The sequence below is a fragment of the Streptomyces sp. NPDC093510 genome, assembly GCF_040683555.1.
Taxonomy (GTDB): domain Bacteria; phylum Actinomycetota; class Actinomycetes; order Streptomycetales; family Streptomycetaceae; genus Streptomyces.
The window spans coordinates 1-19,440 of sequence record NZ_JBFBEE010000054.1 but is presented as its reverse complement, the minus strand read 5'-3'; the positions used below and the strand labels follow the sequence as shown (position 1 = coordinate 19,440).

At 72.9% G+C, this 19,440-nt stretch carries 19 protein-coding genes and 1 rRNA gene; 13 read left to right on the top strand and 7 right to left on the bottom strand.

Features of this window, described 5'->3' with window-relative positions; translation table 11 throughout:
• Positions 1-211 precede the first annotated feature (211 nt).
• Positions 212-328 (top strand): 5S ribosomal RNA (gene rrf / locus AB0N81_RS41685).
• A 119-nt stretch (positions 329-447) separates the two neighbouring features.
• On the opposite strand, the gene AB0N81_RS41680 is transcribed toward rrf, so the two are convergent.
• Positions 448-1,560 (bottom strand): hypothetical protein, encoded by a 1,113-nt coding sequence (locus AB0N81_RS41680; RefSeq protein WP_365368115.1) that lies wholly within the window; start codon positions 1,558-1,560, stop codon positions 448-450.
• Between the two features lie 135 nt (positions 1,561-1,695).
• Here AB0N81_RS41680 and AB0N81_RS41675 point away from each other — a divergent pair, with 135 nt between their 5' ends.
• Positions 1,696-2,529, top strand: a complete 834-nt coding sequence (locus tag AB0N81_RS41675; RefSeq protein WP_365368113.1) for a hypothetical protein — start codon at positions 1,696-1,698, stop codon at positions 2,527-2,529.
• A 61-nt stretch (positions 2,530-2,590) separates the two neighbouring features.
• Here the strand turns inward: AB0N81_RS41675 and AB0N81_RS41670 are convergent, their stop codons facing one another.
• Complete coding sequence (locus tag AB0N81_RS41670; RefSeq protein WP_365368109.1) at positions 2,591-3,880, bottom strand: DUF1015 domain-containing protein; 1,290 nt, start codon at positions 3,878-3,880, stop codon at positions 2,591-2,593.
• Between the two features lie 72 nt (positions 3,881-3,952).
• Between AB0N81_RS41670 and AB0N81_RS41665 the strand changes: the two genes are divergently transcribed.
• Positions 3,953-5,005, top strand: a complete 1,053-nt coding sequence (locus AB0N81_RS41665) for an HAD hydrolase-like protein (protein WP_365368107.1) — start codon at positions 3,953-3,955, stop codon at positions 5,003-5,005.
• 223 nt (positions 5,006-5,228) lie between these two features.
• Here AB0N81_RS41665 and AB0N81_RS41660 read toward each other — a convergent pair whose 3' ends face one another.
• Entirely contained in the window at positions 5,229-6,062 is an 834-nt protein-coding gene (locus tag AB0N81_RS41660) for a siderophore-interacting protein (RefSeq protein WP_365368105.1), read from the bottom strand.
• Positions 6,063-6,180: 118 nt separating this feature from the next.
• On the opposite strand from AB0N81_RS41660, the gene AB0N81_RS41655 reads away from it, so the two are divergent.
• Genes AB0N81_RS41655 through AB0N81_RS41645 form a run of 3 tightly spaced genes read left to right on the top strand, consistent with a single transcriptional unit; the run spans position 6,181 to position 9,127 of the window.
• Positions 6,181-7,224: an iron chelate uptake ABC transporter family permease subunit gene (locus AB0N81_RS41655; RefSeq protein WP_365368103.1), complete on the top strand. Its 1,044-nt coding sequence runs from the start codon at positions 6,181-6,183 to the stop codon at positions 7,222-7,224.
• The gene (locus AB0N81_RS41650; RefSeq protein ID WP_365368101.1) at positions 7,221-8,249 is read left to right on the top strand and encodes an iron chelate uptake ABC transporter family permease subunit; all 1,029 of its coding nucleotides are present in this window, start codon (positions 7,221-7,223) and stop codon (positions 8,247-8,249) included. Before AB0N81_RS41655 ends, AB0N81_RS41650 begins: the two co-directional genes overlap by 4 nt.
• Positions 8,246-9,127 (top strand): ABC transporter ATP-binding protein, encoded by an 882-nt coding sequence (locus tag AB0N81_RS41645; RefSeq protein ID WP_365368099.1) that lies wholly within the window; start codon positions 8,246-8,248, stop codon positions 9,125-9,127. Before AB0N81_RS41650 ends, AB0N81_RS41645 begins: the two co-directional genes overlap by 4 nt.
• On the opposite strand, the gene AB0N81_RS41640 is transcribed toward AB0N81_RS41645, so the two are convergent.
• On the bottom strand, positions 9,111-9,458 hold the full coding sequence (locus tag AB0N81_RS41640) for an alkyl sulfatase C-terminal domain-containing protein (protein WP_365368097.1): 348 nt from the start codon (positions 9,456-9,458) through the stop codon (positions 9,111-9,113). The two genes, AB0N81_RS41645 and AB0N81_RS41640, sit on opposite strands and share 17 nt — an antisense overlap.
• 42 nt (positions 9,459-9,500) lie before the next feature.
• Between AB0N81_RS41640 and AB0N81_RS41635 the strand changes: the two genes are divergently transcribed.
• The 3 genes from AB0N81_RS41635 to AB0N81_RS41625 are packed head-to-tail and all read left to right on the top strand — an operon-like array spanning position 9,501 to position 11,555.
• Positions 9,501-9,815, top strand: coding sequence for a hypothetical protein (locus AB0N81_RS41635; protein ID WP_365368095.1), 315 nt, complete (start codon positions 9,501-9,503; stop codon positions 9,813-9,815).
• Positions 9,816-9,822: 7 nt separating this feature from the next.
• Entirely contained in the window at positions 9,823-10,638 is an 816-nt protein-coding gene (locus tag AB0N81_RS41630; protein ID WP_365368093.1) for a TlyA family RNA methyltransferase, read from the top strand.
• An 11-nt stretch (positions 10,639-10,649) separates the two neighbouring features.
• Entirely contained in the window at positions 10,650-11,555 is a 906-nt protein-coding gene (locus AB0N81_RS41625) for an NAD kinase (protein WP_365368091.1), read from the top strand.
• A 106-nt stretch (positions 11,556-11,661) separates the two neighbouring features.
• On the opposite strand, the gene AB0N81_RS41620 is transcribed toward AB0N81_RS41625, so the two are convergent.
• Positions 11,662-13,017, bottom strand: coding sequence for an FtsX-like permease family protein (locus AB0N81_RS41620; protein WP_365368089.1), 1,356 nt, complete (start codon positions 13,015-13,017; stop codon positions 11,662-11,664).
• A gap of 200 nt (positions 13,018-13,217) precedes the next feature.
• Between AB0N81_RS41620 and recN the strand changes: the two genes are divergently transcribed.
• The 4 genes from recN (at position 13,218) to AB0N81_RS41600 (ending at position 17,355) form a co-directional block, all read left to right on the top strand.
• Positions 13,218-14,945, top strand: a complete 1,728-nt coding sequence (gene recN / locus AB0N81_RS41615; protein WP_365368111.1) for a DNA repair protein RecN — start codon at positions 13,218-13,220, stop codon at positions 14,943-14,945.
• An 88-nt stretch (positions 14,946-15,033) separates the two neighbouring features.
• On the top strand, positions 15,034-15,813 hold the full coding sequence (locus AB0N81_RS41610) for a hypothetical protein (RefSeq protein ID WP_365368087.1): 780 nt from the start codon (positions 15,034-15,036) through the stop codon (positions 15,811-15,813).
• A 63-nt stretch (positions 15,814-15,876) separates the two neighbouring features.
• Positions 15,877-16,050, top strand: coding sequence for a hypothetical protein (locus AB0N81_RS41605; protein ID WP_365368086.1), 174 nt, complete (start codon positions 15,877-15,879; stop codon positions 16,048-16,050).
• Between the two features lie 168 nt (positions 16,051-16,218).
• Positions 16,219-17,355 carry a glycosyltransferase family 4 protein gene (locus tag AB0N81_RS41600; RefSeq protein ID WP_365368084.1) on the top strand — a complete coding sequence of 379 codons (1,137 nt, stop codon included), beginning with the start codon at positions 16,219-16,221 and terminating at the stop codon, positions 17,353-17,355.
• A gap of 9 nt (positions 17,356-17,364) precedes the next feature.
• On the opposite strand, the gene AB0N81_RS41595 is transcribed toward AB0N81_RS41600, so the two are convergent.
• Positions 17,365-19,008 carry a PucR family transcriptional regulator gene (locus AB0N81_RS41595; protein ID WP_365368082.1) on the bottom strand — a complete coding sequence of 548 codons (1,644 nt, stop codon included), beginning with the start codon at positions 19,006-19,008 and terminating at the stop codon, positions 17,365-17,367.
• 48 nt (positions 19,009-19,056) lie between these two features.
• On the bottom strand, positions 19,057-19,440 hold a 384-nt coding region (locus tag AB0N81_RS41590; protein ID WP_365368080.1), incomplete at its 5' end, for a glycoside hydrolase family 15 protein.

The following is a 19,440-nucleotide window of genomic DNA, read 5'->3' as shown; positions in this document are numbered from 1 at the left end:
GTTGATAGGCCAGATCTGGAAGCCCGGTAACGGGTGGAGGTGACTGGTACTAATAGGCCGAGGGCTTGTCCTCAGTTGCTCGCGTCCACTGTGTTTGTTCTGAAACAACGAACAGTTGTGTCGGCTGAACAGCGTCACTATTTAATTGAAGAGTGTGCTTGTTCGCTGCCCTGTTTGAGATCCTGCGTTTCCGTAGGATATTTCATAGGGTTTCGGTGGTCATAGCGTGAGGGAAACGCCCGGTTACATTTCGAACCCGGAAGCTAAGCCTCAAAGCGCCGATGGTACTGCAGGGGGGACCCTGTGGGAGAGTAGGACGCCGCCGAACAATTTTTGGAGGACCCTTGGTCCCAGCGTCCACGCTGGGACCAAGGGTCCTTTTGTTTTTGTCGAAGCGCGCCGGCCTGCAGGCTGCGCGAGAATGACTGCGGTACCGAAGACTAGGAGTCACCGATGTCCCCCAACTCTCCCGACGAGCGACCGGAGCGCGAGCAGCGCAGCCGGGACGGTGGTGACCGGGGCGGATACCGCGGGGCTCCCCGTCGTGACAACGACCGTGGTGACCGCGGTGACCGTGGCGGTTTCCGTCGCGATGACAGTCGCGGTGGTGACAACCGTGGTGGTGGTTTCCGGGGTCGGGACGATCGTCGCGATGACAGCCGTGGTGACAGCCGCGGTGGTGACAACCGTGGGGGGCGTCCTCCGTTCCGGCGTGATGACCGGCCCAGTGGGCCGCGTCGTGATGACCGTGACCGTGGCAGCTTCCGGCGTGATGACCGGCGTGACGGTGACCGGCCTGCCTTCCGGCGCGATGACCGCCGTGATGACCGTCGTGACAACGACCGTGGTGACCGGGGTGATCGTGGCGGTTTCCGTCGCGATGACAGCCGTGGTGACAGTCGCGGTGGTGACAACCGTGGGGGGCGTCCTCCGTTCCGGCGTGACGATCGGCCCAGTGGGCCGCGTCGTGATGACCGTGACCGTGGCAGCTTCCGCCGTGATGACCGGCGTGACGGTGACCGGCCTGCCTTCCGGCGCGACGAGCGTCGGGACGACCGGCGTGATGACCGTCGTGACAACGACCGCGGTGACCGCGGTGACCGTGGCGGTTTCCGTCGCGATGACAGCCGTGGTGACAGTCGCGGTGGTGACAACCGTGGTGGTGGTTTCCGGGGTCGTGACGATCGCCGGGATGACCGTCGTGATGGTGAGCGTGGGGGGCGTCCTCCGTTCCGGCGTGACGATCGGCCCAGTGGGCCGCGTCGTGATGACCGTGACCGTGGCAGCTTCCGGCGTGATGACCGGCGCGATGGTGACCGGCCTGCCTTCCGGCGCGATGACCGTCGGGACGACCGGCGTGATGATCGCCGTGACAACGACCGCGGTGACCGTGGTGGCTTCCGTCGCGACGACAACCGTGGTGACCGGCCGTACGAGCGCAGGGACGACCGCAGGGACGACCGGCGTGACGGCGACCGTGGTGGGTTCCGGCGGGACGACAGCCGCGGTGGCGGCGGGTACCGCGGGCGCGATGACCGCGGCCGTGACGACCGTGGGCATGGGCCCCGTCGTGACGACCGTGGCGGGCGGCCCGGTGGGTTCCGTGGGCGCGACGATCGCAGGGACGACCGGCGTGACGGCGACCGCGGTGGCTATCGCGGGCGTGACGACCGGGACCGTGAGCCCATCAGGCGGCTGCCGATTCCCGAGGACGTCACGGGCTACGAGATCGACAAGGACGTACAGCAGGAGCTGCAGAGCCTTCCCAAGGGGCTCGCTGAGGATGTCGCCAAGAACCTGGTGATGGTCGCCAAGCTCATCGACGAGGACCCCGAGCAGGCGTACGCCTACTCGCGGATCGCCCTGCGGCTGGCCTCCAGGGTCGCCGCCGTGCGTGAGGCCGCAGGCTTCGCCGCGTACGCGAACCAGAAGTACAGCGAGGCGCTCGCCGAATTCCGGGCCGCCCGGCGGATGACCGGCGGCGTGGAGCTGTGGCCCGTCATGGCGGACTGCGAGCGCGGGCTCGGCCGGCCCGAGAAGGCGCTGGAGATGGCCGGCGCCCCCGAGGTGCACAAGCTCGACAAGGCCGGGCAGGTCGAGATGCGGCTCGTCGCCGCCGGAGCCCGACGCGACCTCGACCAGATCGACGCCGCCATCGTGACCCTGCAGAGCCCCGAGCTCGCGTCGAACTCCGTGCAGCCCTGGACGGCACGGCTGCGGTACGCGTATGCCGACGCGCTGCTGTCGGCCGGACGCGAGGACGAGGCGCGCGAGTGGTTCGCGAAGGTCATCGAGTCCGACAAGGACGGCAGCACCGACGCTTCTGACCGGCTCGCCGAGCTGGACGGCGTCGAGTTCGTCGACGCCCTGGGCGACGACGGCGACGACAGGGATGACGAAGGCTCCGTTGAGTCGGTTGAGTCGGTTGAGCCGGCTGAATCGGCTGAGTCGGCTGAGTCGGTCGCTTCTGAGGGCGACAATCTCGATGACGCTGACGACGCTGACGTCGACGGGCGCGACAAGGACTGACACACGCAGTAAAGGGCGGGCTCCCCTGGAGGGAGCCCGCCCTTTTGCGTATGCGGGGGAGTCAGAAGGTGAGGTCCCGCAGGACCAGGCCCGTCGCCGGCTTCGGGCCGAAGGAGGTCGACTTGCGGGGCATCGTGACGCCCTGTCTGGCCAGGTCGCGGACCACCTCTTCGCGGACCGGGTGCATCAGGACCGCCGTGCCGCCGTCGCGCTCCGCCTTCTCGACCGTCGCCGCGGTGTCGTGGATGTACGCGATGTGTTCCGGGGTGTCGGGGATCTGCCACACGTGGTCGAGCAGGGTGGAGTGCAGGACCGTCGCGTCCAGGGTGCGCCAGGCCTCCGGGCGATCGTGCGGGATCGTACGCGCGAGGAGGTCCTGGGACGGGTGGTCGACGAGGTGGAAGGCGCCGTCGCCGGCGAGTACGAAGGCGTTGCCCTTCGTAGCGGTCTCGGCCAGGGCTTCGAGGGCGTGGTCGAGGGAGCCCCCGACCGTACGTATGCGGAAGGAGTCCCCGAGGGCCGCCAGCGCGTCGGACACCGGCAGCCGGTGCAGGTAGCGGTGGATGGCGCGGACGCGCAGCGGGTAGCGGGCGGTGTCCACCAGGAGGACCAGGCCGAAGTCCCAGGCGCTCGGTGAGGGGTGCTCGGCGCGCAGGCGCAGATTGGTCGCCCAGCGGTGGTGGCCGTCCGCGATCAGCGCCTGGTGGTGGGAGAGGTCCGACCGGACCTCGGCGATCTCCGCGGGGTCCGTGACGGACCACAGGCGGTGGTGGAAACCGTCCTCCGTAGTGGTCGACAGGAGGGGTTCGCGCCGGGCGGTGCGTTCGACGACGGCCATCGCGCCTTGGGGCTCGTGCCCGTCGTCGTCGCCGCTGCGGTAGGTCAGGAGCAGCGGCTCCAGATTGGCGGAGGCCGCCCGCATCAGGGCGGCGCGGTCCTCGACCACATGGGGCATGACGCCCTCGTGCGGCAGGACGATGCCGTCCGCGGCCTCGGAGAGGCGGAGCGCGCCGATGACGCCGCGCTGCAGGATGTCGTGGTCCCGCTGTTCGTAGACGTACAGGCTGGGCTCGTCGTCGGGGGCGAGGATGCCCTCGGAGAGCCAGGTGCGCAGGGTGTCCGCGGCCTGCCGGTTGCGGGCGGCCGGCGTGGTGGCCTGCGGGAGGATCAGCCGGACGATGTTGTGCGGGTCGGCGGACTCCAGGTGGAGCAGGCCGTCCGGCCGTACGACCACGTCGTACGGGGGTGAGGTCACCGCGGCGAGACTGCCGACCCGCTCGGGGACATAGCGCACGCCCCGGAACGGGACCAGATCGAGGCCGCTGACGTCGTTGTGACCCACTGTGTTCATTAGGGCATCGTATGTGTGTCAGTGGCATGAGCGATGATCGGGGGAGTGGGATCGAAAGAGGAGCGATGTGCAATGAGCCAGACCACGGGCCGCAGCGCGGAGAACAGCGTCAGGACACGGCCGGAGGGCAGCGGCCGGGCGCTGAGTGAGGTCTACGACACGGCTCTGCTCGACCTCGACGGGGTGGTGTACGCGGGCGGGCAGGCCATCGTGCACGCGGTCGAATCGCTGGGCACCGCGCGCGACGGCGGCATGCACCTCGCGTACGTCACGAACAACGCGCTGCGCACGCCGGACTCGGTGGCGGAGCATCTGACGGAGCTGGGGATCGCGACCGACGGCTCGGACGTCATCACGTCGGCGCAGGCGGCGGCCCGACTGGTCAGCGAGCACGTGCCCGAGGGGGCGCGGGTGCTGGTGATCGGCGGTGAGGGGCTGCGGGTCGCGCTGCGCGAGCGGGGTCTGGAGCCGGTCGAGTCGGCCGATGACGACCCGGCGGCCGTCGTGCAGGGGTACGGGGGCCCGGACATGACGTGGGGGCGTTTCGCGGAGGCCTGTTACGCGATCGCGCGCGGGGTGCCGTGGTTCGCGTCGAACACGGACCTGACGATCCCGAGCGCCCGTGGCATCGCGCCCGGGAACGGCGCTGCCGTCGAGGTCGTCCGGATCGCGACGGGCGCCGAGCCGCGGGTCGCGGGCAAGCCGCTGCCCCCGATGCACCGGGAGACGATCCTGCGCACGGGCGCCGAGCGGCCGCTGGTGGTGGGAGACCGGCTGGACACGGACATCGAGGGGGCGTTCAACGGAGAGGTGGACTCGCTGCTCGTGCTGACCGGCGTCACGGACGGCGCGCAGCTGCTCGCCGCGCCGCCCGAGCACCGGCCGACGTACGTGGACGCGGATCTGCGCGGGATGCTCACCGGACAGCCCGACGTCACCCCGGCGGACGGTGGGTTCGGCTGCGGCGGGTGGACCGCCTCGGTGCGCGGCGAGGAGCTCGTGCTGGACGGCGAGGGCGAGGCCATGGACGGGCTGCGGGCGCTGTGCGCGGCGGCCTGGACGGATGCGGGGGACGGCGTGTGCGGGCTGGACGCGGGGAAGGCGCTGTCCCGGCTGGGGCTGTGAGTCCGGCTGGAGTCGTGAGTCCGGCCGGGGCTGTGCGTCCCGTGTCGGGGCTGTGTGTCGGCGTCGGGGCTGTGCGTCCCGTGTCGGGGCTGTGTGTCGGCGCTGGGGCTGTGCGTCCGCGTCGCGGCTGTGCGTCCGCGTCGGGGCGTGGGTCACCGCCCGGCAGGGGACGGGGAGCGCCCGCTCAGGAGGGGAGTCCTGGCGGGCGCGGTCCGGGGTGTGGTCAGGCGCTTTCGCCGCTGTCGATGAGGTCGTCCGTGGTCGTTCCCTTGCGCCAGTAGCCCGAGAACGACACCTTCTTGCGGTCGATGCCGCGTTCGCCGACGAGGTGGCGGCGGACGGCCTTGACGGTCGCCGACTCGCCGGCGATCCAGGCGTACGGGGTTCCCTCGGGGAGGTCGGCCCCGCGGATCGCGTCCGGGGTCGCGCCCTCCCGGGTGAGCCAGTGGATCTCGGCGTCGGCCTCGGTGGGCAGGTCCTGGCGGTCGGCGAGGTCGTGGACCTCGACCCAGACGCGGGTCGGCAGGCCCGCGGGGAGCCTCTCCAGGATGTTCGCGACGGCGGGCAGCGCCGACTCGTCGGCGGTCAGCAGGAGCCAGTCGGTGTCCCGCGGCGGACGGAAGTCGTACGCCGCGTTCTCCTCGTCGACCGGGCCGAGGACGCTGACGCGGGCGCCGGGCCGCGCGGTCCGCGCCCAGCTGGTCGCCGGGCCGTCGTCGGGCGAGGGTGCCGGGCCGTGGACGGCGAAGTCGACGACCAGCTCGTCCGGGTCGCGGCGCATCCGACGGGTCGTGTACGTGCGCATGATGCCCCGCACCGAGGGGTCGAGGGCGCACCAGTCGGCGTACCAGTCGGCGGTGTCGCCGGAGCCGGTGTCCGGCATGACCGGGCTGTCCTGGCCGGGGTGCGGCAGGAAGATCTTGATGCGCTGGTCGGGGCCGCCGGCCGCCATGCGGGGCAGGTCCTCGCCGCCGAAGGTCACGCGGATCATGGCCGGGGTGATGTGCTCGGTGCGCAGGACCCGGACGTCGAAGAGCTGGTAGGGGGAGTCTGTCATCGCTTGAGCCTCTTCGACTTCTCGACGGCGGCGGCGAGCCGCTCGGTGACCGGGACTACGCGCATGGGTGGTGCTTCTCTCGTCGAAGTCGAGTGCGAGGGTAGGCTAACCTAACCCGGTGTTGGTCGACAGTCCCCCAGAACCCCGCGCGGAGACCGCCCCCGCGCCGCCCGAACGCCGCGCGATACGCGGCGTCGGGCTGCTCGTCTCCGTCGCCGTCCTGCTGCTCGTCTTCCTCGCCAGCATCGCGGTCGGCGCCAAATCGATGTCCATGGACCAGGTCTGGCACGGGCTGTTCCACGACACGGGGACGTACGCGGACGTCGTGGTCGGCGAGCGGCTCGCGCGCAGTCTGCTCGGAGTCCTCGCCGGGATCGCGCTCGGTCTCTCCGGCGCCGTCCTCCAGGCGCTCACCCGCAACCCGCTGGCCGACCCCGGACTGCTCGGCATCAACCTCGGCGCCTCGGCCGCGGTGGTCAGCGCGATCAGCTTCTTCGGCGTCACCTCACTGAGCGGCTACGTGTGGTTCGCGTTCGTGGGGGCGATGACCGTCGGCGTACTGCTCTACATCCTCGGCGGCTCGCGCGGGGCGACCCCGGTGCGGCTCGCGCTGGCCGGCACCGCCCTCAGCGCGGCGCTCTACGGCTATCTGCAAGCCGTCATGATCATGGATGGCGCCGCGCTGAACAAGATGCGCTTCTGGACGGTCGGCTCACTCGCCTCCGCCAACATGGACACCATCGAGCAGGTGCTGCCCTTCCTCGCGATCGGCACCGTGCTCGCCCTCACCCTGGCCCGGCCGCTCAACGCCATGGCCATGGGCGACGACACCGCCCGCGCGCTCGGCGCCCACCTCACGCGCACCCGCATCCTGGCCATGGCGGCGGCGACCCTGCTCTGCGGGGCCGCGACCGCCGCGTGCGGACCGATCGTCTTCATCGGCCTGATGGTGCCGCACATCGTGCGCTCCTTCACCGGGCCCGACATGCGCTGGATCCTGCCGTACGCGGCCGTCCTCTCGCCGGTCCTGCTGCTCGGCGCTGACGTCGTCGGGCGAGTCGTGGCACGGCCGTCGGAGCTCCAGGTGGGCATCGTGACCGCGGTCATCGGCGCGCCGGTCTTCGTCTTCCTCGTACGCCGTCGGAAGGTGGCCCAGCTGTGAAGGCGATACGCACCCGGGGCGGCCTCTCCGTCCGGCTCGACGTCCGCACGGCCGTGGTCGTCACCCTCCTCGTGGCCGCCGCCCTCGTCTCCGGCGTCGTCCTGATCGGCACCGGCGACTTCCCCATCCCCGCCGCCGACGTCATCCGCACCCTGCTCGGCAACGGCAACGCCGGGCAGGAGTTCATCATCAACGACCTGCGCCTGCCGCGGGTCCTGGTCGGGCTCCTGGTGGGCGCGGCCCTCGGGCTCGGCGGCGCGCTGTTCCAGTCCATCGCCCGCAATCCGCTGGGCAGCCCCGACGTGCTCGGTCTCGGGCAGGGGTCGACCGCCGGTGCGCTCACCATGATCGTCCTGTTCCAGGGCAGCGCGGCCGAGGTCGCGGGCGGCGCGCTCGTCGGCGGTCTCGTCACCGGCCTCGCCATCTATCTGCTCGCCTGGAAGCGCGGCGTGCACGGCTACCGCCTCGTCCTGGTCGGCATCGGCGTCTCCGCGTTCATCACCGCCGTCAACGGCTATCTGCTCACCAAGGCGGACTTCGTCGACGCCGCCCGTTCCGTGGTGTGGATGACCGGCTCCCTCAACGGCCGCGACTGGGAACAGGTCTGGCCGCTCCTCGTGCTCTGCGCCGTCCTCGTACCGCTCGTGCTCGTGTACGGACGCCCCCTGCGGATGCTGGAGATGGGCGACGACGTCGCGAACTCGCTCGGCGTCCCCGTCGAACGCACCCGCTTCGTGCTGCTCACCGCCTCCGTGCTGCTCACCGCGGCCGCCACCGCCGCCGCGGGCCCCGTCAGCTTCGTCGCGCTCACCGCGCCGCAGCTGGCGCGCCGGCTCACACGCTCGCCGGGACCCAACCTGATGCCCGCCATGTTCATGGGCGCCACGCTCCTGATCGTCGCGGACTGGGCCTCTCAGCGGGCCTTCGGCGCCGACCAGCTGCCCGTCGGCGTCGTCACCGGAGTGCTCGGCGGCATCTACCTGTTGTGGCTGCTCGTCGCCCAGCGCAAGGCGGGACGGATATGAAGTCCCGCCTCGGACCCGCCATGAACTCGAACCAGCCCATGAACCAGAAGCAGGAGCGTGCTGCTGTGAACCGGCTCATCGCCGACGACGTCACCCTCGGCTACGACCAGCGCGTCATCGCGGAGAAGCTGTCCGTCGAGATCCCCGACAACTCCTTCACCGTCATCGTGGGCCCCAACGCCTGCGGCAAGTCCACGCTGCTGCGCGCCCTGTCCCGGATGCTCAAGCCGTCCACCGGCCGGGTGCTGCTCGACGGCAACGTCATCCAGTCGATGCCGGCGAAGAAGGTCGCCAAGACGCTCGGCCTGCTGCCGCAGTCGTCCATCGCGCCCGACGGCATCACCGTCGGCGACCTGGTCGCCCGCGGCCGCTACCCGCACCAGGGGCTGCTGCGGCAGTGGTCGGAGGAGGACGAGCGGATCGTGGACGAGTCCATGGAGTCGACCGGCGTGCGCGAACTCGCCGAGCGCTACGTCGACGAGCTCTCCGGCGGGCAGCGCCAGCGCGTCTGGATCGCCATGGCGCTCGCCCAGCAGACCCCGCTGCTGCTCCTCGACGAGCCGACGACCTTCCTCGACATCCAGCACCAGCTCGACGTCCTCGACCTCTGCGCCGAACTCCACGAGGAGCAGGGCCGCACCCTCGTCGCCGTCCTGCACGACCTGAACCACGCCGCCCGCTACGCCACGCACCTCATCGCGCTGCGCGACGGCGCCGTGCTCGCCGAGGGCCCGCCCTCCGAGATCGTCACGGCGGAGCTGGTCGAGCAGGCCTTCGGGATTCAGTGCCGGATCATCGACGACCCGGAGACGGGGACGCCGCTGGTGATCCCGGCCGCCCGCACCGGACGGCGGGCCCCGGCTACAGCAGCGACCTGAGCTTCAGCAGGTCCCGGAAGCCCGCTTCCAGCTTGACCCGGCCCGAGGCCCAGGCCTTCGCGAAGTTGAGCTCGCCGCCCACCATCGACACCAGATCGTCGCCCGTCATCGCGAGGCGGATCTCCGCCTTCTCGCGCGGTGGACCCGGGTGGCTGTCGAGCACCGTGATCCGGCCGTTCTCGAGACGTCCGGTGAAGGTGACGTCGAGATCGGTGATGCGGCAGCTCAGCGAGCGGTTCAGGGCAGCGGCACTGCGCACGTCGCCGTCCGCGGACGCGAGAGTGTCGGAGAGTCTGTCGAGTGCGGTACGGCACTCCGCCATGGTCGCCATCGTGATCGACGGTATCCCAGCCCTTCGGGGTAGCGTCGTGCCATGAGCGACTCACACGCGGGCCCCGGAGAGGGTGAGGCGGCGGAGCCGGAGCACCAGGTTCCGGACGAGCCGTCGTACGACCCCGCCGCCCCCGCGCCCCTCGGCGTCGAACGCCCGCCCACCGGCAACGCCGAGGTGGACGCCTCTCTCGCCCGGCTCGGCGACGCCGACCACCTCGCCACGGACGGCCACATCGAGGTGTACGAGGATGTACACGGGGGCCTGCGCGACGCGCTGACCGCGCTCGACGCACGCCCCGGCCCGCCGGCCCCCGCCGGGGAACCGGCAACTCGATCTTCGTACGACAGGAGCTGAACCGAACGTGGCAGGAGTGGCACGAAGCCGCCTCGACGCCGAGCTCGTCCGCAGGAAGCTCGCGCGCTCGCGCGAGCACGCGAGCCAGCTGATCGCCGCAGGCCGGGTCGCGGTCGGCAAGACCGTCGCGACCAAGGCGGCGACCCAGGTCGAGAGGGCCGCCGCGATCGTGGTCTCGCAGGACGACAGCGACCCCGGCTACGTCTCGCGCGGCGGGCACAAACTCGCGGGCGCCCTCGCCGCCTTCGTGCCGCAAGGGCTGGTCGTCGAAGGGCGGCGGGCGCTGGACGCGGGCGCGTCCACCGGCGGCTTCACCGACGTGCTGCTGCGCGCGGGCGCCGCGCACGTCGTCGCCGTCGACGTCGGCTACGGCCAGCTCGCCTGGTCGCTGCAGAGCGACGACCGGGTCACCGTGAAGGACCGCACGAACGTACGCGAGCTGACGCTCGAAGCGATCGACGGAACCCCCGTCGACATCGTCGTCGGGGACCTCTCCTTCATCCCGCTCGGCCTCGTGCTGCCCGCCCTGGCGCGGTGCGCGGCACCCGACGCGGACCTCGTCCTCATGGTCAAGCCGCAGTTCGAGGTCGGCAAGGAACGGCTCGGCAGTGGCGGCGTGGTGCGCAGCGCCGAACTGCGGGCCGACGCCGTGCGCGGCGTCGCACGGCAGGCATGGGGGCTCGGCCTCGGGGTGCGCGGAGTCACCGCGAGCCCGCTGCCGGGACCCTCCGGGAACGTCGAGTACTTTCTGTGGCTGCGCGCCGGTGCCGATGAGCTGGACCCGGCGGACGTTGACCGTGCTGTGGCGGAGGGGCCCCGTTGACCCAGACCCGAGTGACCCAGACCCGAGCTCGTACCGTCTTCCTGCTCGCGCACACCGGACGGCCCGCGGCCATCCGCAGTGCCGAACTCGTCGTGCAAGGGCTGCTGCGCAGCGGCATCGGCGTGCGGGTCCTGGAGGCGGAAGCTGTGGACCTGACGCTGCCCGCCGCCGTCCAGACGGTGGAGGAGGCCACGGCCGAGTGCATCGACGACTGCGAGCTCATCGTCGTCCTCGGCGGGGACGGGACGCTGCTGCGGGGCGCCGAGTTCGCGCGGGCCTCCGGGGTGCCGATGCTCGGGGTGAACCTCGGGCGCGTGGGCTTCCTCGCTGAGGCCGAGCGTGACGACCTCGACAAGGTCGTCGACCGGGTGGTCACCAGGGCGTACGAGGTCGAGGAGCGCATGACGATCGACGTCCTCGTGCACCGCAACGGTGACGTCGTCCACCGGGACTGGGCGCTGAACGAGGCCGCCGTGCAGAAGGTGTCGCCCGAGCGGATGCTCGAAGTCGTCCTGGAGATCGACGGGCGGCCCGTCACCGGCTTCGGCTGCGACGGCATCGTCTGCGCCACGCCGACCGGGTCGACGGCGTACGCGTTCTCGGCGGGCGGGCCCGTGGTGTGGCCCGAGGTGGAGGCGCTGCTCATGGTGCCGATCAGCGCGCACGCCCTGTTCGCCAAGCCCCTTGTGACCTCGCCGGACTCGGTGCTCGCCGTCGAGGTGCAGCCGGACACACCGCACGGCGTGCTGTGGTGCGATGGGCGCCGGACGCTGGAGCTGCCCTCCGGGGCGCGGGTGGAGGTGCGCAGGGGGGAAGTGCCGGTGCGGCTTGCTCGGTTGCACCATGCGTCGTTCACGGATCGGCTTGTCGCCAAGTTCGCGCTGCCTGTGGCGGGGTGGCGCGGGGCGCCGCACTAGGGCTCTGCCCGGGGGCGGTGGGGGTGCGTGGTGCTGTGCGGGTCGTTGGTGGCTGGTCGCGCAGTTCCCCGCGCCCCTGAAGGGGCGCCCACGGAGCCCTCGATTTCTACGTTGCGCTGATCACGGAGATCGCCCGCCTCCGTACGGCCGCGTGTACCGGAACGCCCGTCGCCAGCAGGGTGAGGAGCAGCGTGCCCGCCGCCAGGCCCGTCGGGACGGGCCACGGCAGGTACGGCAGCGCCGAGCCGAAGGCCGTGCTGAGGATCGGGGCCAGCGTGCCGAGCGCGATCGCGCCGCCGAGCAGCAGCGCCGTGCCGGCGACGACCACCGCCTCCCAGGCCGCCATGGCACCCACCTGGGCCCGTCGGCTGCCGACGACCCGCAGCAGCGCCACGTCGCGGCGGCGCTCGAACGAGATCATGGCGAGGGTGTTCGCCGCCGCGATGGCGGCGAAGCCCGCGTACAGGCCCGTTCCCACGTAGTCGAGCCAGACCTCCCCCGGGCTGCCCGCCGACCCGGTGTGGTGCTGGGCCGTCGTGTGCATGCCGATCTTGGTGAGGCCGAAGCCCACCACCAGGACGAGGGGGACGACCGCGGCGGAGAAGCGGCGGGGCTGCGAGCGGACGTTGAGCATCGCCAGGCGCGCGCTCGGGCCGAACCGGCCGAGGGCCGCCGAGACCAGCCAGGCCGCGGGTCCGATGATGCGCGGTCCGAGCAGTCCGGCGCCGGCGCAGAAGAGGATGAGGACGAGGAAGGCGCCCTCGCTCGCCTCGTCCGCGGGCTGCTTCGACAGGAGTACGGAGACGAAGCACGCCCCCGCCACCGCGAGCACGCCGAGCGGCGCCCGCAGGATGCCGAGCCCGCGGCGTCCCGTGGCCGCCTCGCTCAGGGCGCGGGCCGGGCGGAGCAGCGAGAACCGCAGCGCGGACAGCAGCGCGGCGACGGTCGTCGTCACGACGGCCACGCCGACGCACACCGGCAGGGCGAGCCAGCTGAAGCGGAAGCCGGCCTCGGCCGGGAGCAGCCCGTGGTCGACCATGCCGGCGTGCCACCAGCGGGCCCCGAAGCCGCCGAGCACGAAGCCGGCGAGCGCGGCGGGCACCGATGCGGCGAGGGCCTGGACGGCCACCGCGCGGCGGACCTGGCGGGGCCTGGCACCGATGGAGCGGACCATCGCGAGCTCGCGGTGCTGCTGCGCGACGGCCGTGCCCATCGTCGAGACGACCACGAAAATCGACATGTAGATGGAACCGATCAGGAGGACGACCGCCATGTCGCCCACGCCGTTCTCCGTGATCTGTCTGCGGGCGGGGGCGGAGAGCCCGTCGCGGTCGGTGCTCGTCGTGCCGAGCATCATCGTCGACGCGCTCACCACGGTCGCCGCGAAGAGCGCGGCCACGGCCGTGCCCACGAAAGCCGGGCGGTGCGCCCGCAGTGCCGCCCGTGCCAGTCCTGTTGCCATGTGGATCATGGTCTCGCCGGGCGGGCTGGGCGATCCATGCGGCGAGCCGGTGGATCGTGCGGGGGATAACCCCACCCCCACCCCAGCGGGTGAAGGCGGCCGCCGATGCGCCGTCTCGACCTGCGCCTTCGCGGAAGGAGGCGAGGGCCCGTCGCACAGCGGGCCTCCGACCTCGTAAGGTCGTGTCCGTGTTGGAGGAGATGCGGATACGGTCGCTCGGAGTCATCGACGACGCGGTCGTCGAGCTGTCACCGGGCTTCACCGCCGTGACGGGTGAGACCGGTGCGGGCAAGACGATGGTGGTCACCAGCCTTGGCCTGCTGCTCGGCGGCCGCGCCGATCCCGCCCTGGTGCGGATCGGCGCGAAGTCGGCGGTGGTGGAGGGGCGCATCACCGTGCCCGCCGACGCCTCGGCGGTGGTGCGCGCCGAGGAGGCCGGGGCCGAACTCGACGACGGGGCGCTGCTGATCAGCCGTACCGTCTCGGCGGAAGGGCGCTCGCGGGCACACCTCGGCGGGCGCTCGGTGCCGGTCGGTCTGCTCTCCGAACTCGCCGACGACCTCGTCGCCGTGCACGGCCAGACCGACCAGCAGGGCCTGCTCAAGCCCGCGCGCCAGCGTGGCGCCCTCGACCGGTACGCGGGCGACGCGGTCGCCGTGCCGCTCGCCAAGTACACGGCCGCCTACCGCAGACTGCGGGCCGTCACCACCGAGGTCGAGGAGATCACCACGCGCGCGCGGGAGCGTGCCCAGGAGGCGGATCTGCTCCGCTTCGGCCTCGACGAGATCGCGGGGGTGGAGCCGCGCGCGGGTGAGGACGTCGAACTCGCGGCCGAGGCCGAGCGGCTCGGCCACGCGGAGGCCCTCGCCTCCGCCGCCACGTCCGCGCACGCCGCGCTCGCGGGTAACCCCGAGGACCCCGAGGGCATCGACGCCACGGCGCTGGTGGCGGGCGCCTCACGGGCCCTCGAAGCCGTACGCTCCCACGACCCCGCCCTGTCCGCCCTGGCCGACCGCCTCGGCGAGATCGGAATCCTGCTGGGCGACGTGGCGGGCGAGCTCGCCGGATACGCCGACGACCTGGACGCCGACCCGCTGCGGCTCTCCGCGGTCGAAGAGCGCAGGGCGGCGCTGACACAGCTCACCCGGAAGTACGGCGCGGACATCGACGCCGTGCTCGCCTGGGCTGAGGAGGGCGCGGCGCGCCTCACCGAGCTGGAGGGCGACGACGACCGGTTGGAGGGTCTGACCGCCGAGCGGGACGCGCTGCGTGCCGAACTCGCCGGGCTGGCCCAGGCGTTGACCGACGCACGGCAGGAGGCGGCGTCGCGGTTCGCCGCGGCCGTCACCGAGGAGCTCGCCTCGCTGGCGATGCCCCACGCGCGCGTGTCGATCGCCATCAGCAGCACGGAGGTGCCCGAGGGCGCCGACGGCGTGGAGGTCGGCGGCCGCACGGTCGCGTACGGCCCCGCGGGCGTCGACGAGGTCGAGCTGCTCCTCGCCCCGCACCCGGGCGCCCCGCCCCGGCCCATCGCCAAGGGCGCGTCGGGCGGTGAGCTGTCGCGCGTGATGCTCGCCGTCGAGGTGGTCTTCGCGGGCACGGACCCGGTCCCCACGTACCTCTTCGACGAGGTCGACGCGGGCGTCGGCGGCAAGGCGGCGGTCGAGATCGGCCGACGTCTCGCACGGCTCGCCAAGTCGGCGCAGGTCGTCGTGGTCACGCACCTCCCGCAGGTGGCGGCCTTCGCCGACCGCCAGTTGCTCGTCGAGAAGACGAACGACGGGATGGTGACCCGCTCCGGGGTCCAGGTCCTGGAGGGTGAGGACCGGGTGCGGGAGCTGTCGCGGATGCTGGCGGGGCAGGAGGACTCCGAGACGGCCCGTGCGCACGCCGAGGAGCTGTTGGCGACGGCCAGGGGTGACGCGTAGCGCGAGCGGCGACCGGCGGAGCCCGGGGTGACCGGCGCAGCCCGGAGTGAAGGGCAGGGCCGGGAGCGGGTGGACGTAGGCTGATCTCATGATCGAACCCAGGTCCGGGCGACGGCTCGGCGCCCTGCTCGCCGCTGCCGCCGTCACCCGCGCGGGAACCGCCGCGTTGCGCTCGCGTGCGCCAGGCGGAACCGCCCGCTGGACGCGGAGGAACTACGCGGGAAAGACCGTCGAGCTGTACGCCGGGCCCGCTGCCGCCGTCGGTGCCGCGGCCGGGGCCACCGCGCTGCCCGCCGGGCCGCGAGCGGCCGCCGCCGTGGCCGTGCTGGCCGCCGGTGCCTGCGGTCTGTACGACGACATGGCGGGAGCCGGAGACCCGCGCCGCGGGTTCCGCGCGCACCTCGGGGCGCTGCGGAACGGCGAGGTCACCAGCGGTGCCGTGAAGCTGTTCGGCATCTCGGCGGCCGGGCTCGCCGCCGGGGCGCTGCTCAAGGAACGTCCCGTGGACAAGGTCCTCGCGGGCGTGGTGATCGCCGGGGCCGCGCACTTCGTGAACCTCGTCGACGTGCGTCCGGGGCGGGCCGGTACGGCTGTGCTCGCGCTCGGCGCGCCGGGGCTGCTGCGCAAGGGGCCGGGCGCGGTCGCCGCCGCCGCGTCCATGGGGGCCGCGGCAGCTGTGCTCCCTGACGACATCGGCGAGCGCGCGATGATCGGCGACGCGGGCGCGCACGCCCTGGGCGCGGCCCTCGGTGTCGCCGTCGTCGCGGGCAACGGGCGCGCGGGCCTTGCCCTGCACGCCGCGGCGCTGGTGGCGGCGGCCGCGTACGGGGACGCGGTCGGCGAGGTGGCTGGGGCGGGCCTCGGCTGACCCCGAGGGGGCAACCGCGGCGAAGGGGGAAGTGCGCAGCTGCCCGTCCCGGTGTCGGGAGGGATGCCCGAGGGCGTCTGCCGCGACGATCCGCTGCCGCCGCACCCCATGCGGCTGTTCGCGCCCGACCGGCAGGTGTTCCTCGATACGCCGGCGCGGCTGCCCGCTGTCCGAGAGCCCTGGCTGCGCGGCATCTACGACCGTTTTCAGCACGGTCCGCACACGTGTCCGTTCTGAACATCCCTCCCCCGTGTGGGTGATACCGCCCGCGGAGTTGCCTGTCCAAACGCGGAAGTGACCTTTCGGCAGTGCCGGAACGCCCGTACGTACTGGCATCCTTGGCGCAGCATCTGCCCGAGTACCAGTCCGAGCACCGACCGACGCAGACCCAGGAGCCCCGGCCGCGTGAGCCACGTGAGCAGCCACTCGCCGCACGGACAGACGCCGCTGCACACCGTTCAAGTCCTCGGGGGCGGCAGCGCGGGCAGCAGCGCGCACGTCAGATCCCTGGCCGCGGGTCTCGCCGCCAGGGGCGTGCGGGTCACCGTGTGCGCCCCCGAGGAGGCCGCCCGCACCTACGACTTCACCGGAGCCGGCGCCCGGCACGTGCCCGTCGCCCGCAGCGGTGACCCCGCCTCCGTGTCCGCTCTCCGGGCCGCCTGCGCCGACGCCGACCTCGTGCACGCCCACGGACTGCACGCCGCCCTCCGCGCCGCCGTCGCCCTGGCCGGACGCCGCACCCCGCTCGTCGTCACCTGGCACACCCACGCGCACGCGGAGGGCGCCCGCGCCCGTGTACTGCGCCTCCTGGAGCGGCGCGTGGCCAGAGCGGCGGCCGTGGTCCTCGGCGCCTCGTCCGACCTCGTCGACCGGGCCCGCAGCAGGGGCGCGCGCGACGCCCGCCTCGCGGCCATCGCGCTGCCCGCGCCGCGCCGCCCGGACACCGCGGAGGAGCCCGACTGCCTCCTCCACAAAGCCCGCGCCGAACTCGGCGCCGTGGACCGCCCGTTGATCCTGGCCGTCGGCGCCCTCGAACGGAACCGCGGATACGACGTACTCCTTGACGCCACGCGCGCGTGGCGTCACCTTGACCCGCTGCCGCTCCTCGTCATCGCGGGGGAGGGGACCGAACGGGCCGCCCTGCAGCGCCGCATCGAGGACGAGCAGCTCCCCGCCCGTCTCGTCGGACGGCGCGACGACGTCCCCGAACTCCTCGCGGCCGCCGACCTCGCCGTACTGGCCAGCAGTCGGGAGTCCCGCTCCGTGCTCGCCCAGGAGGCCCTCCACGCGCGCGTGCCGCTCGTGGCGACCGCGGTCGGCGGCATCCCCGAACTGGTCGGCGACGCCGCCGAACTCGTCGCGTACGGCGACGCGCAGGCCCTCTCCTCCGCGGTCGTACGCCTCCTCGCCGACCCGGTCCGCCGGGCGGTGCTGAAGGACAGGGGCGAGGCCCAGGCCGCGACCTGGCCGACCGAGGACGAGACGGTCACCCAAGTCCTCAGCGTCTACGACGAGTTGACACAGCCCGTGCCGTACAGCTGACGTGCCCCGCTACGCCACGTGCCTGCGCGCCCGCAGCGCCAGGCTCAGCGCGAGCACCGTCTGCGGGTCGTCGAGATCGGTGCCCAGCAACTCGCTGATGCGAGCGAGGCGGTTGTACAGGGTCTGCCGGTTCAGATGCAGCTCGCGCGCCGTCTCCGCCTTGCGCCCCGCATGCGCCAGATACGTCTGCAGCGTGGGCAGCAGCGGTGGCTTCGAACGCTGGTCGTGGGCGCGCAGCGGGCCGATCGCACGGTCCACGAACGCCGCGAGCACCCCGTCCTCGTCATGGCGGCGCAGCCGCCACAGCAGCAGGTCGATGTCGAGCCGCCGCGCGTCGTACCAAGGGCGGTCGGACAGGCCCTGCGCGGCCGTCGCCGTCTCGGCCGCGTGCCGCAGGCCCGCCGACGCCGCCGCCCAGCCACCCGCCACCCCGACCACCACGACCGGCGGCTGCGCCCCGGGCCGCTGCATCCCGGCCCGCTCGACACCGGCCCGCAGCGCGGCGGCGACCCGGTCGGCCACCGCCGTCCGCTCCGACTCCGACCGCAGGCCGAGCAGCAACGGCACGCGGCCCTCGACGGGACGTACGCCCAGCAGCGCGGGAACTCCCACCGACGCCAGCTCCTCCGCGACCGCGCGCGCCAGCACCGCCCAGCCGCCACCGGCCGGCAGACCGTCCGCGAGCCGCATCACCACGGGAAGGAGCGGGCTGTCGGCCGAACCCGGCCGGAAGCCGAGGACGCGGGCCTGCGCGGGGGCGTCCTCGGCGGTGATCCGCCCCTCCGCGAGATCGGTGAGGAAGTCACCCCGGCCACGCGCCGCGAGCTCCTCCTCCTGGCGGGCCTGCATCAGCACCACCGCGAGGCTGCTCGCCGCACGCTCCGCCGCGATGCGGTGCACCGGCAGCGGCGCCGACTCCACGGCGAGCAGCACGAGCCGGGCCCGCACCGAGCCCGCGCCCGGGCCGCCGCCGGGCACATCCACGATGACCGCGCTCGCGGGCGGGCCCTCACGGTCGACGGCACGGCCCCGCAGCCCCTCCCACACCTGGAGCGGATCCGCGCACTCGGTGCCCGCCCCCGCGGCGTACAGGAGCTGCCCCTCCGCCGTCTCCAGGAACACCGGGTTGCCGCTGAACTCCGCGAGGATGGCGAGGACCTGGGGTGTGCCGCCCCCGCCGAGCAGCGCCTGCGTGCAGCGCCTGTGGACCTCCTCGGCCTGCTGGAGCAGCGCGTAGTGGCCGTTGACGATCTCGGTGTGCACCTCTTCGGTGACCGTCACGAACGGCACCTCGCGGTGCAGCTGCACCAGCGGCAGGCCGGCCGCCCGCGCCGTCTCCACTATCGCCGCGGGCAGCCGGGTGAAGCGCGGCCCCAGCTCGACGACGAGGGCCGCGATCCCGCGCTCGGCGAGCCTGCGCACGAAGGCGCGCTGTTCGGCCGGGCGGGCGCCGAGCCCGAGCCCCGTGGTGAGCAGCAGCTCGCCGCCCTTGAGCAGTGAGGCCATGTTGGGCACCTCGCCCGCGTGCACCCACCGCACCGTCCGCTGCAGCCGCTCCGCGCCCGCGACGACCTCCGGGAGCCCACCGCGCAACCCCGGAAGTTCCAGCGCGCGCTGCACGGTGATGCCGCCCTGAGTGCCCTGACTGTCCATGGCGCGGACGCTACCGGGGCACCCGTCCGGTGAGCATCCGGGGTGCCGCTAGCCCCCGTACGCCCCCGACGCCGTCAGCCGCAGCGCCGTGTCGATCAGCGGCACGTGGCTGAAGGCCTGCGGGAAGTTGCCGACCTGGCGCTGCAGTTTCGAGTCCCACTCCTCGGCGAGGAGTCCCAGGTCGTTGCGGAGCGCGAGGAGCTTCTCGAAGAGCTTGCGGGCCTCGTCGACGCGGCCGATCATCGCGAGGTCGTCGGCCATCCAGAACGAGCACGCGAGGAACGCGCCCTCGTCGCCCTCCAGACCGTCCACGCCCTCGTCGTCGCCGGCCGTCGGATAGCGCAGGATGAAGCCGTCCGGCGTGGACAGCTCCCGCTGGATCGCCTCGATCGTGCCGATGACGCGCTTGTCGTCGGGCGGCAGGAAGCCCAT